This window comes from Sporosarcina pasteurii (assembly GCF_041295575.1).
Classification (GTDB): Bacteria; Bacillota; Bacilli; order Bacillales_A; family Planococcaceae; genus Sporosarcina; species Sporosarcina pasteurii.
On record NZ_CP160452.1, the window covers coordinates 2,586,382 to 2,598,856 of the forward strand.

12 protein-coding genes are annotated in these 12,475 nt (G+C 40.3%); 2 read left to right on the forward strand and 10 right to left on the reverse strand.

Going from position 1 to position 12,475, the window contains the following annotated elements; all coding sequences use genetic code 11:
• The first annotated feature begins 200 nt into the window (after positions 1–200).
• Both AB1H92_RS12405 and AB1H92_RS12410 read left to right on the forward strand, forming a co-directional pair.
• Positions 201–422 (forward strand): DUF2642 domain-containing protein, encoded by a 222-nt coding sequence (locus tag AB1H92_RS12405; RefSeq protein ID WP_243835680.1) that lies wholly within the window; start codon positions 201–203, stop codon positions 420–422.
• A gap of 34 nt (positions 423–456) precedes the next feature.
• A complete protein-coding gene (locus tag AB1H92_RS12410; RefSeq protein ID WP_115362728.1) occupies positions 457–1,350 on the forward strand; it encodes a manganese catalase family protein in 894 nt (297 codons plus the stop codon).
• Between the two features lie 96 nt (positions 1,351–1,446).
• Here AB1H92_RS12410 and AB1H92_RS12415 read toward each other — a convergent pair whose 3' ends face one another.
• The 10 genes from AB1H92_RS12415 to AB1H92_RS12460 form a co-directional block, all read right to left on the reverse strand.
• Positions 1,447–2,613: an alanine--glyoxylate aminotransferase family protein gene (locus AB1H92_RS12415; protein ID WP_115362730.1), complete on the reverse strand. Its 1,167-nt coding sequence runs from the start codon at positions 2,611–2,613 to the stop codon at positions 1,447–1,449.
• A 173-nt stretch (positions 2,614–2,786) separates the two neighbouring features.
• The gene (sufB, locus tag AB1H92_RS12420; RefSeq protein WP_115362732.1) at positions 2,787–4,184 is read right to left on the reverse strand and encodes a Fe-S cluster assembly protein SufB; all 1,398 of its coding nucleotides are present in this window, start codon (positions 4,182–4,184) and stop codon (positions 2,787–2,789) included.
• 105 nt (positions 4,185–4,289) lie between these two features.
• Entirely contained in the window at positions 4,290–4,733 is a 444-nt protein-coding gene (gene sufU, locus AB1H92_RS12425; protein WP_009766396.1) for a Fe-S cluster assembly sulfur transfer protein SufU, read from the reverse strand.
• Positions 4,723–5,952, reverse strand: coding sequence for a cysteine desulfurase (locus AB1H92_RS12430; RefSeq protein ID WP_115362734.1), 1,230 nt, complete (start codon positions 5,950–5,952; stop codon positions 4,723–4,725). The genes sufU and AB1H92_RS12430 overlap by 11 nt, the downstream gene beginning before the upstream one ends.
• A complete protein-coding gene (sufD, locus tag AB1H92_RS12435) occupies positions 5,952–7,259 on the reverse strand; it encodes a Fe-S cluster assembly protein SufD (protein ID WP_115362736.1) in 1,308 nt (435 codons plus the stop codon). The genes AB1H92_RS12430 and sufD overlap by 1 nt, the downstream gene beginning before the upstream one ends.
• 18 nt (positions 7,260–7,277) lie before the next feature.
• Entirely contained in the window at positions 7,278–8,057 is a 780-nt protein-coding gene (gene sufC / locus AB1H92_RS12440; protein WP_009766393.1) for a Fe-S cluster assembly ATPase SufC, read from the reverse strand.
• A 218-nt stretch (positions 8,058–8,275) separates the two neighbouring features.
• Positions 8,276–9,454, reverse strand: a complete 1,179-nt coding sequence (locus tag AB1H92_RS12445) for a dicarboxylate/amino acid:cation symporter (protein WP_115362738.1) — start codon at positions 9,452–9,454, stop codon at positions 8,276–8,278.
• 360 nt (positions 9,455–9,814) lie between these two features.
• A complete protein-coding gene (locus AB1H92_RS12450; RefSeq protein WP_115362739.1) occupies positions 9,815–10,645 on the reverse strand; it encodes a MetQ/NlpA family ABC transporter substrate-binding protein in 831 nt (276 codons plus the stop codon).
• A gap of 65 nt (positions 10,646–10,710) precedes the next feature.
• Positions 10,711–11,379, reverse strand: a complete 669-nt coding sequence (locus AB1H92_RS12455) for a methionine ABC transporter permease (protein WP_115362741.1) — start codon at positions 11,377–11,379, stop codon at positions 10,711–10,713.
• Positions 11,372–12,397, reverse strand: a complete 1,026-nt coding sequence (locus tag AB1H92_RS12460; RefSeq protein WP_115362743.1) for a methionine ABC transporter ATP-binding protein — start codon at positions 12,395–12,397, stop codon at positions 11,372–11,374. The genes AB1H92_RS12455 and AB1H92_RS12460 overlap by 8 nt, the downstream gene beginning before the upstream one ends.
• Between the last annotated feature and the right edge of the window lie 78 nt (positions 12,398–12,475).

A 12,475-nucleotide genomic window follows, 5' to 3' on the forward strand; every position in this document is an offset into this window, starting at 1 on the left:
CCTTAAAGAAAGTTGCGTAATTATGATATTGGGTAAAGTATAGTTGCTACTTGATGCAGAGTCAATTATTTCATCATCGTGTTAATAGTTTGTGTAACTAATACGTTTCAATACATGAGAAATCATATTCCCTCAATATAATCATATATCCTTCCTCTTATCCATACAGTTAGATGATTAATATGAAAGGTGGAAATGAGATGAGCGGAAAGCAATCAGAAGTCGGTTTAGTAAGTATCGTTGATTCCTACTTATATCAAAGGCTACACAGCTTTAGAGGTAAATGGGTTGTAATTAATACGACGAAAAATCCTTTACAAGGCCTATTACACTCAGTTAGTCCAGACCATGTTGTCATTGAAGTAAGTGACACACCATTTTATGTTCGAATACAAGAAATCGTATGGATAACGGAAGCATGATTGAATTTCTTTGTGGAAGGAGAGCAAACATCCATTGATTAAACGAGTTAAAAAACTGCCAATCGATTTACCCGTTCCTGAATATGGAGATGCGAATGCCGCTTCAGTCGTTCAAGAGCTGTTAGGGGGTAAGTTCGGTGAAATGTCAACATTGAATAATTATATGTACCAATCATTTAACTTTAGACAAAAAGGAAAATTAAAGCCTTTTTATGATTTAGTTGCCAGTATTACAGCTGAGGAATTTGGCCATGTAGAACTCGTCTCAAATACCATTAATATCGTCAATAAAGGAACTTCCTTCACTGCAGATCCTGACCTAACCCCTCTACAAAATGCTAAAAATAAGCGAAATTCATATAGCTTCATCGCAACCGCTCAAACTTCAATGCCTGGAGATTCTATGGGCAATCCATGGTGCGGAGATAACGTTTTTTCTAGCGGCAATTTAGTACTCGACCTTTTACACAACTTTTTCCTCGAGTGTGGAGCAAGAACACATAAAATGCGCGTTTATGAAATGACCGATCACCCTACAGCAAGAGAAATGATTGGCTACCTTCTCGTTAGAGGTGGTACTCATATTCTTGCCTATGCGAAAGCGCTTGAAATAGCAACGGGTACTGATTTAACAAAAATGCTTCCAATCCCTAGCTTAGATAATCGCGCCTTCGATACTGCAAGAAAATATGAAGAACGCGGACACGGGAATGTGTTATTTACTTGGAATGATACAGGCGAATATAATGACATCCGACAAATTTGGAAAGGAACTAACCCATCTAGTGGGGAGACTCTTTACGTTAAGGAAGGGATGCCACAAGGATACGATATCCCAGAACTTGAAGACCTCCCTGAAGAGTTCGCGCCAGGAATCGGGCCCGATGAGTATCAGCAAATCGCCAAGCGGTTATTATCAAATCTTTAATAAAGAATAACAAAAAGAGCGACCTACCGAGATTTATATTTGGGTAGGTCACCTTTTCATTTTCAAGTAAACATAAGGCTTAGGACAAGAAATATATTATACTTTGATTTCTAATTGAGCCCTAAATTGCGCGCGTGCATTTGCTCGATCAACCTGATGACCCATTTCGTTCAATGTTTCACCGATTAAGTCAACTGCTTTTTCAAGCATTTCAGCAGTGGTATTGCCCATATGACCGATGCGGAATGCCTTCCCGCCTAGATGAGCAAGTGCCCCCGCTAAAATTACGCCTTTTTCAGCCATTGTAGCGCGGAAATTTACGTCGTCTACACCATCTGGGTATAAAATACAGCTTAGCGTGGAAGCGGCAACAGATTCTTCTGCTAACGCTTGCATCCCATAAGCAGCTAATCCAGCTCGCACCGCCTTACCGTAAGCCGTGTGGCGCTTATAACGCTTTTCCATACCTTCATCTAAAACAAGACGCATCCCTTCATGATACGCATAAATCAAGTTTACAGGTGGGGTTGCAAAGTATTTGCTCGGGTCATGCATAATCGGGATCCAGTTATAAATATCCGCGTAATAAGCAGGTACACGTTCAATTTGTTCACGCGCGGCTAAAGCCGTTTTATTGAAAGCAACAATTGCGAGTCCTGGTGGGACACCAATTGCCTTTTGCGAGCCTGTTAAAATCACATCAATCTTATAGTCTGGATGGCCGTATGTTTTACTCATATCTTCTTCAATTGCCGCAGTTGCCACAACACCGTCCAAAATAATAAGTGCACCATGCTTTTTAATAATCGGTACAAGTGCTTCTAAATCAGCAACAACGCCTGTTGAAGTATCTGCATGTGTTATCGTAACTGCTTTAAATGTATCCGTTGCAAGTTTAGCTTCAACTTCAGCCGGAGTTACTTGCTTACCCCACTCGGATTGGAGAACTTCTACATCAATGCCAAAAGCTTCGCCTAGTTTAATAAAACGGTCGCCGAAATAGCCTTGGCTAATGACTAATAACTTTTCTCCAGCAGCAACTGTATTCACAAGTGCCATCTCCATCGCTAATGTTCCAGAACCTGAAACAACGAAGACTTCCCCGTCTGTTTGGAACATTTCACGGGTCATCTCAATGGCTTTTTTATAAACTTTCGTAAATCTTCCATCTGTATGACTTCTTGTTTCCTGTGCCATCGCATCATAAATCGAATCAATCACTGGCGTCGGTCCAGGGATAAGCAACATATCTTTATTTCGCATTATTTAGCCCCCCTTAATTTATTTCCATATACTAGTGTATCATTATTCTGATAGTTTAGCAGTTACTAATCCTTAGAGAAACGCTAAACCTCCCTTTCAAAGTGTAACGTTAGGAGAATTCCTATAAAAAAACCCTCGCCACAAACATTGTTGTGGTAAGGGTTTAAAGTGTCTTAACCGATAGAACCTTCCATCTCAAACTTGATAAGACGGTTCATCTCTACCGCATATTCCATCGGTAGTTCTTTTGTGAATGGTTCAATGAATCCGAGAACGATCATTTCGATTGCTTCTAGCTCTGGAACACCACGACTCATTAAATAGAAGAGCTGGTCTTCAGATACTTTAGAAACGCTTGCTTCGTGCTGAAGTGAAATGTTGTCGTTTAGGATTTCGTTGTATGGAATTGTGTCGGAAATGGAAATGTCATCCATTAGCAACGCATCACATTCGATGTTTGAACTAGCACCGTCTGCTCTACGTCCGAAGTGTACAATTCCACGATATGTCCCGACTCCACCGCCGTGAGAAATCGATTTAGAAACGATTGTCGATGATGTGTTCGGTGCTAAGTGCATCATTTTCGCACCCGCATCTTGTGTTTGGCCTTTACCTGAAAGTGCAATCGATAATGTCATACCACGTGCGCCTTCTCCGCGAAGAAGAACTGCTGGGTATTTCATTGTCACTTTAGAACCGATATTTCCGTCAATCCATTCCATCGTACCGTGCGCATCCACAACTGCACGTTTTGTAACGAGGTTGTAAACGTTGTTCGCCCAGTTTTGGATTGTCGTGTAACGGCAATAACCGTTTTCTTTAACGATAATTTCTACTACGGCACTGTGAAGTGAGTTCGTTGTGAAAATTGGTGCTGTACATCCTTCAACGTAGTGAACGCTTGCGCCTTCGTCAACGATGATCATTGTACGTTCGAATTGTCCCATGTTTTCCGAGTTAATACGGAAATACGCTTGTAATGGGGATTCTACTTTCACACCTGGTGGTACGTAAATGAATGAACCACCTGACCAAACTGCTGAGTTCAATGCAGCAAATTTATTGTCAGTGTTCGGGATAACCGTACCCCAATATTTTTTAAAGATTTCTTCGTTTTCTTGAAGAGCAGAGTCTGTATCTTTAAAGATTATCCCTTGTTCTTCTAAATCTGCTTTCATGTTGTGGTAAACAACTTCAGATTCATACTGTGCAGAAACCCCTGCTAAATACTTCTGTTCTGCTTCAGGAATTCCTAGTTTATCAAATGTACGTTTAATTTCTTCTGGAACCTCATCCCATGAACGTTCAGTTGCATCAGAAGCTTTTACGTAATAGGTGATTTCATCGAAGTTAAGCGCACTTAAATCTCCACCCCACTGCGGCATAGGCATTTCGTAAAATAGCTCTAATGACTTCAAACGGTAGTCGAGCATCCATTGTGGCTCTTCTTTCATAGATGAAATTTCTTCGACGATTTCACGCGTTAATCCACGCTCGGAACGAAACACAGAAACATCTTCATCATGGAAACCGTATTTATATTCGCCGATTTCAGGCATTTTTTTAGCCATTAATTATTCCTCCGTTCATATAATTTACGCTTGAAAAGGTATTGAGAGCATTGCCCATTTCGTTATCTACAGCGAAAGGACGATAGCACTTTTCAAACAAATCGTTTATTCCTCAGACTCTTCTTCCCCGATTCCTTTTTCCATCGCCTTCCATGCAAGCGTTGCGCATTTAATACGGGCTGGGAACTTTGCAACGCCTGATAGTGCTTCAATGTCCCCTAAATCGATAGAAGTGTCGTATTCATTGCCAAGCATCATTTCTGAAATTGTATCTGCGAGTTGTAACGCTTCTGCCTCTGTTTTCCCTTTTAGCATTTGCGTCATCATTGACGCCGATGCCATGGAAATTGAGCAACCTTCACCTTCAAACTTCGCATCTTTTACTGTTCCCTCTTCAACTTGCATCGTTAAATGGATTACGTCACCACAAGTTGGGTTGTTCATATCAACTGTGACACTGCTCTCATCAAGAACGCCTTTGTTTCTTGGCGACTTGTAATGGTCCATGATAACCGAACGATACAGTTGGTCAAGATTTCTAGACGACATCGCTGAAATACTCCTTTGCAGTCCGGAGTCCATCTACGAGACGATCAACATCTTCTTTTGTATTGTAAACATAGAAACTTGCTCTTGCTGTCGATGAAACATCTAACCACTTCATGAGCGGTTGAGCACAATGATGACCTGCTCTCACAGCAATTCCATTCATGTCCAATACAGTTGCCAAGTCATGCGGATGAACACCTTCTAGGTTAAATGTAATGACGCCGGCACGCTCGTCGGCATTCATTGGTCCGTAAATGGTCAATCCTTCAACGTCTTTAAAACGTTCGAGCGCATATGCGGCAAGTTCGTGTTCATGACGTTCGATATTGTCGAGACCAATTTCCTCGAGATAATCAATTGCAGCACCAAGTCCTACTGCACCTGCAATAATCGGCGTCCCACCTTCAAATTTCCAAGGCAATTCTTTCCAAGTCGATTCTTGCAGTCCGACAAAATCAATCATTTCGCCGCCAAATTCTACCGGCTCCATGTTTTCAAGTAAACGTTTTTTTCCGTAAAGAACACCAATACCAGTTGGTGCACCCATTTTATGTCCGGAAAATGCATAGAAGTCACAGTCTAGTGCTTCCACGTCTACTTTAATATGCGGCGCTGCTTGTGCGCCATCAACAACCATCACTGCACCGTGTGCATGTGCAATTTCTGTAATTTCTTGAATCGGGTTAATCGTACCAAGTACGTTAGAAACATGCATAATTGCGACTATTTTAGTCCGATCCGTAATGACTTCACGAACTTTATCTAACGAAATCGTCCCGTCCGATTCTAAATCAATATAATTCAATGTAGCCCCTTTTGCTCTCGCAAGTTGCTGCCACGGAATAATATTCGAGTGATGCTCCATATGTGTAATAACGATTTCATCGCCTTCTTGTACATTCGCTTGACCGTAACTTTGTGCAACTAAGTTTAAAGCCGTTGTCGTACCACGCGTGAAAATAATTTCCTCCGTAGACTTCGCATTAACGAACCGACGGACCTTTTCACGTGCGCCTTCATAAGCTTCTGTTGCACGGTTACCAAGCGTATGCACACCGCGATGAACGTTCGAATTTTCGTACTCATAATAGTGCTTAATCGCATCAATCACTTTTTGTGGTTTTTGCGATGTTGCCGCACTATCGAGATAAACGAGCGGATGCCCGTTTATCTCTTGATTTAATATTGGGAAATGATTGCGTATGTCTTTGTTAAGCATTAGCGCACTTTCCTTTCAATAACCTCCGTCAACAGCTTCTTCACACCATCTGATGCTAATTCAGATACGACTGGTGCAAGGAATCCGTGAATGATGAGGCGTTCTGCTTCTTGCTTTGAAATTCCACGGCTCATTAAGTAGAACATTTGAAGTGGATCTACACGTCCAACTGTTGCCGCATGACCTGCTGTTACTTCATCTTCTCTAATGAGGAGTATTGGGTTGGCATCTGCACGTGCACGCTCACTTAGAATTAGCATACGTGACTCTTGCTCAGCATTGGAACCGATGCCGCCTTTTTCAATTTTACCGATACCATTAAAGATTACTGTTGACTCGTCTTTTACAACAGCGTGCTTTAAAATCATACCGTTTGTATTTTTACCGTAACTAATAATTTCAGTTGTAAAGTTTTGACGTTGTTTTCCGCGACCTACAACTACTGTTTTCAAATCACTATGAGAACCGTCACCAATTAGGTGAGTAATGTTCTCAGCAATTGTGTCACTGTCGTTCATTAGGCCAAGTGCCCAGTTTAACTGGCTATCTCTTCCAGTCACTCCGCGGCGGCTGACAAATGTTGTAAACCCTGTTGGCAACACATCAACAGCACCAAATGTAACTTGCGCATTGTCGCCTGTAAATACTTCAGCCACAATATTCGCTTGTCCTTTTGCTTCTGTTACTGTAGACATATAGTTTTCGATATATGTTAACGAACTGTTTGCCTCTGCAACAACGATGACGTGGTTGAATAAAGACGCTTGTTCATTGTCATGGAAAAATACTGCTTGAATTGGGTCTTCTACAATGACATTTTTCGGTACATAGACGAATAATCCACCGTTCATGCATGCAGCATTTAAAGCCGTCAGCTTATGTTCATCTACCTTTACACCGTCTGTCATATAATATTTTTTCAACAACTCTTCATATTCGCGAGTTGCTGTGAAAATATCCGTGATAATAACACCTTTTGCTTTCAAATCTTCTGAAATTGAAGTAAAAGCTGGTGTATTATTATGTTGAACGTAAACATTCTGTTCTTTATCTTCACTAAAGAGTGCGCGCACTTCTTCAGGTAATTCATTTAATGAGGAAACTACAGTTCCTTCTACCGCATGGATAGGAAAGTCTGTAAAGTTCCAACGATCAATCCTTGTTTTATCTGGTTTAGGCATAGGGAGTTGTTCCAATTTCGCAAATGCATCTGCACGGAAATCTGTCATCCACGCTGCTTCATTCATCTTTTCTGAAAAGGAACGGACATCCTGTTCGGTCAATGCCATTTTTGTTTCAACCGTCATTTTGAATTGTCCCCTTTCTTATGCTTCTTGCTCTGCAGTTTCTGCTTCAATACCAAGTTCTTGTTGTAACCAGTCGTATCCTTCAGCTTCAAGTTTTTGTGCTAATTCTGGACCACCTGATTTCACAACTTTACCTTGCATCATTACGTGTACATGGTCTGGTGTAATGTAGTCAAGTAGGCGTTGGTAGTGTGTAATGATTAAGCAACCAAAGTTTTCTCCGCGCATTTCGTTAACACCTTTAGAAACGATGCGTAGTGCATCAATGTCTAAACCTGAGTCGATTTCATCAAGAATTGCAAACTTAGGCTTTAACATCATTAACTGAAGAATTTCGTTACGCTTCTTCTCTCCACCTGAGAATCCTTCGTTTAAGTAACGTGTTGCCATATCTTCATGCATTTCAAGTGTATCCATTTTCGCATCTAATTCTCGAATGAAGCTCATCAGCGGAATTTCGTCGCCTTCTTCACGTTTTGCGTTAATTGCTGAACGTAAGAAGTCTGCGTTTGTGACACCAGCTACTTCACTTGGATATTGCATTGCTAGGAATAAACCAGCATTCGCACGCTCGTCTACTTCCATTTCCAGTACATCTTCACCATCCAATGTAACTGAACCTGAAGTAATTTCGTATCTAGGGTGACCCATAATCGCTTGCGCGAGAGTTGACTTTCCTGTACCGTTTGGACCCATAATTGCATGGATCTCATTTGTATTAATCGTCAAATCGACGCCTTTCAAAATTTCCTTGCCTTCGATTTCAACGTGAAGGCCTTTTATTTCTAAAGTTGCCATTCCTATACCTCCAATATGATAAATGCGAATGGATACCCATTCTCAATTTAGTATAATTCTAATCTTATCCTATAAACGGCTCCCTTGCAAATGTTTGAATTAAGCACATTCAAAACAGCTTACTAGTAATTTTCCGCTTATAAATCCCAGTATAACAAAAGAAACGCCTTTTCTCAATTGACGAATAGTCATTGAGAAAAAGCATTTCGTTGAATACTCTATTTCTTTGTGAATTTATCTACCATAATTGCGATTGCTCCGTCACCTGTAACGTTTGTTGCCGTTCCGAAACTATCTTGTGCCATATAGAGTGCGATCATTAACGCAACCATCGCTTCACTAAATCCAAGCATAGAACTTAATAAGCCAACTGCGGCCATTACAGCCCCACCTGGTACGCCAGGCGCTGCAATCATTGTAACCCCAAGCATTAGAATAAATGGTAAATACTCAGCAAAACTAACTGGAAGACCGTTCATCAATAATACACCAATCGAACAAGAAACGAGGGTAATTGTACTTCCTGAAAGATGAATCGTAGCAAATAGTGGGATTGTAAAATCCGTGACTTTTTCCGATGCACCCGTTTTACGTGCTTGTCTTAAAGTAACTGGTATTGTCGCAGCTGATGACTGCGTACCGAGTGCTGTAAAGTAAGCAGGCGCCATCGTTTTCATTAAAAACAATGGATTTCGCTTTGACATTGCACCAGCAACTGTGTATTGAATTGTTAACATTAATAGATGAAGTATAATAATCATAACAAAAACTAATGCGAAGACAGATAGTACTTTTCCAACTTCGCCTGTATAGGTCATATTCAAAAATATCCCGAAAATATGGACAGGTAGTAATGGAATAATGACAAATGATATCACTTTTTCTATTATTAATTGAAACTCTTCGAAAACTGGTAACATCGTTTTACTGCCAATCGAAGCCATTCCAATTCCAAATAAAAATGCAATAAGAAGCGCAGTCATAATGCCCATAACCGGTGGCATTTCCAGGTCAAAAAATGCAGTCCCAGCCTCTCTCGCAGCCTCAGCAACACTCGTGTCAGTTGCACTCCCGATAAAATTAGGAAGGATAGCAGTCGCTACAACAAAAGCCATTATTCCAGCGAATATTGTTGATGCGTAAGCAAATACTGTTGCAATTCCGAGTAATTTCCCGGACCCTTTCCCAAGTTGCGCAATACCCGGTGCAATAAACCCAATGATAATTAATGGGACAACAAAATTTAAAAAACCGCCAAACAACATATTAAATGTTGCGAAGAGTCTGACAACCCAATTAGCAAAACCTTCGTGAATAGCCGGAAGCAATAATCCTAGACCGACAGCAAGTGCAATCGCGATAATAATTCTTCCGATCAAACCAATTCTAAATTTCAAATTGATTCCCCCTTTTTATCTTTTTTAAAACTGCATCTAATATATCATATCGCCTATAAGATTAACATAGTTTTTTTTAAGAAAAAACAAATTTTTCTTACACCAAAAGACGAATTTTAGACAAAAAATCACTTTCATCGTTCGCGTATAAACATTTTTCACTGAAAATAAATTCACCAAACATCTGAATAGTTCTTTTTCACGAAGGATACAAAAAAAGCTAAACAGAATTCCAGATGTTATTCAGCTCGCCAATGAACTTTTCACGAAAATCGCTTCTAGTCCTTTTCTCACACCCCCTCAATTGATTAAAAAACTAAAGCATCACCTCATTAAGAAGTGATGCTTTAGTTTTTAAGTTTATTTTACAGGGACAACAATGCCTTCCCATTCCTCAAGAATAAAGTCTTGAATTTCATCTGATTTTAATACTTCAACTAATGCTTTAATTTCTTCTTTGTCTTCATCACCAGCACGTACTGCAATGATATTCACGTACGGCGAGTCGGATTCTTCAATCGCAATAGAATCTTCAAGTGGGTTTAATCCTGCATCAATCGCGAAGTTTGAGTTAATCAGAACAGCATCCCCTTCGTCATTGTTATAAAGTTGCGGTAACAATGCAGCTTCATAGTTCGCATCGAATTGAATGTTTTTCGGATTTTCGACAATATCTTTAACTTCTGCTTTCGTTTTATCAATGCCTTCTTTAAGCTTAATCAGACCTTGTGCTTCAAGCATCGCAAGTACACGACCATGATCTGCAACAGAGTTACTAATTAAAATTGTTGCACCTTCAGGCAACGCTTCAAGTGAGTCATACTTCTTCGAATAAACACCAATTGGCTCAATATGAATTCCGCCAGCATTGACAAAATCGTAACCATGATCAGCAATATTAGATTCTAAGAAAGGGATGTGTTGGAAATAGTTTGCATCTAAATCACCGGAATCTAAATCTTTGTTAGGTAACACATATTCAGTATATTCCTCAATCACAAGATTAATGCCTTTTTCTTTCAATAACGGTTGTGCCTGCTCCAGAATAATTGCGTGAGGTGTGTTTGAAGCACCAACAACCAATTCTGTTTCTTTATCGCCGCTACCAGTAGTTTTATCGTCTTTCGTACCGCAAGCAACCAATGTTAGCACAAGTGCCGCCAATAAAATCGCAGATAAAAACTTTTTCATTGTATGAACTCCCCTTTTCCGTATGTTTATATGGTAAATAAGCTAAGCCTATTGTTCCCAAATAATTATCTTTTATCTAGTTTTCTAACAGACAAATCTCCAATGAATTGGATAATAAATACAACAATTAATATTAGAATCGTTGCGACCCATACGACGTCTTCTCGACTACGTTGGAAACCGTCTAAGAAAGCCAATGTACCAAGCCCTCCTGCACCAATAACACCAGCCATCGCCGTATATCCCACGAGCGCAATCGCTGTAACCGTAATCCCTGAGATGAGGGCCGGTATCGATTCAGGAATTAACACCTTGAAAATAATTGTAGATGTTTTTGCACCCATTGACTTTGCAGCTTCAATCACACCTTTGTCAATTTCCTGTAGTGCAATTAAAACCATACGGCCATAAAACGGTGCCGCACCAATAATCAACGCCGGTAAAGCTGCTTCAGGTCCACGCATTGTCCCGACAAGTAACTTTGTAAGCGGAATTAGTAATATAATTAAAATAATAAATGGAATGGAACGGAATATATTTACAACGGCTCCGGTAATCGTATGAATGAATTTATTTGCCCATAATTGTCCAGGGGCTGATAAAAACAATAAGATGCCTAGCGCTAATCCGATAATAAATGTAAACAGCGTTGACATGACGGTCATGTAAAGCGTCTCTATAGTTGCTTCCCACATTTTATCCCAATCGACATTTGGTAGAAGGCTTTCAATCATGACCAATCACCTCCGTCTGTACATCTTGTTCATGAAGATAGCCAATTGCCTTTTCAATCAATTCATCGTCACCAACAAGCTGTAAAATGAGCGTTCCATATGCCCCTGCTTGTGTATGGGAAATATTCCCTTGGACAATATTGACGTCAATGTTGAATTTACGGATTAGACTTGCAAGAATTGGTTGTTCTGTGCGCTCGCCGACAAAAGCAAGCTTGACAAGCTTTCCTGTCGGGAACTCTTCTTTAAGATGCTCAATTGCCTCTTTTGCATCAGCAGACTCTGTTAATTGTGCGACGAATCGTTTCGTAATCGGCTCTTTCGGTGTTTGGAATACTTCCAGCACATCACCAATTTCCACGACTTTTCCAGCTTCCATGACGGCAACACGATGACATATTTTACGAATGACATGCATTTCGTGCGTAATCAGGACAATCGTTAAACCTAAACGTTCGTTTATATCTGTTAATAAGTCGAGGATCGCGTCAGTCGTTTCAGGATCTAGCGCTGATGTTGCTTCATCGCAAAGCAATACTTCCGGATCATTTGCAAGTGCACGTGCGATGCCCACTCGTTGTTTTTGACCTCCCGATAATTGAGACGGATAAGCATTTTCACGTCCGCTCAAACCGACTAACTCGATCAATTCCGCTACTTTCCTTTCACGTTCTGCTTTCGCAACACCTGAGATTTCAAGTGGGAAAGCAATATTATCTTTCACGGTTCTTGACCATAGTAAGTTGAAATGTTGGAAAATCATACTCACTTTTTGACGCGCCAATCTTAATTGTTTACCTTTAATTGAAGAAACTTCTAATCCGCCAACCTTAACCGATCCAATAGTTGGCATTTCAAGCCCATTTAATAGGCGGATTAACGTACTTTTTCCTGCACCACTATAACCGATGATGCCAAATATTTCGCCTTCCCTAACCGAAAGCGTGACGCCATCTACGGCCGCAATCTGATTTGGGCCTGTCCCATATTGTTTTACAACATCTTGTAAATGTATCATCTTTTTTCCACCTTCATTTAAAATCCAATTGCTTGAACGCTTTGGTAGATACTATCTCTCATATAGTATGTTTACTTT

What these genes read in the sequence shown, in the direction of transcription:
- AB1H92_RS12405 (WP_243835680.1), top strand. Translation starts at nt 201, where the DNA reads ATGAGCGGAAAGCAATCAGAAGTCGGTTTAGTAAGTATCGTTGATTCC.
- AB1H92_RS12415 (WP_115362730.1), bottom strand. Translation starts at nt 2,613, where the DNA reads ATGCGAAATAAAGATATGTTGCTTATCCCTGGACCGACGCCAGTGATT.
- sufB (WP_115362732.1), bottom strand. Translation starts at nt 4,184, where the DNA reads ATGGCTAAAAAAATGCCTGAAATCGGCGAATATAAATACGGTTTCCAT.
- sufU (WP_009766396.1), bottom strand. Translation starts at nt 4,733, where the DNA reads ATGTCGTCTAGAAATCTTGACCAACTGTATCGTTCGGTTATCATGGAC.
- AB1H92_RS12430 (WP_115362734.1), bottom strand. Translation starts at nt 5,952, where the DNA reads ATGCTTAACAAAGACATACGCAATCATTTCCCAATATTAAATCAAGAG.
- sufD (WP_115362736.1), bottom strand. Translation starts at nt 7,259, where the DNA reads ATGACGGTTGAAACAAAAATGGCATTGACCGAACAGGATGTCCGTTCC.
- sufC (WP_009766393.1), bottom strand. Translation starts at nt 8,057, where the DNA reads ATGGCAACTTTAGAAATAAAAGGCCTTCACGTTGAAATCGAAGGCAAG.
- AB1H92_RS12450 (WP_115362739.1), bottom strand. Translation starts at nt 10,645, where the DNA reads ATGAAAAAGTTTTTATCTGCGATTTTATTGGCGGCACTTGTGCTAACA.
- AB1H92_RS12455 (WP_115362741.1), bottom strand. Translation starts at nt 11,379, where the DNA reads ATGATTGAAAGCCTTCTACCAAATGTCGATTGGGATAAAATGTGGGAA.
- AB1H92_RS12460 (WP_115362743.1), bottom strand. Translation starts at nt 12,397, where the DNA reads ATGATACATTTACAAGATGTTGTAAAACAATATGGGACAGGCCCAAAT.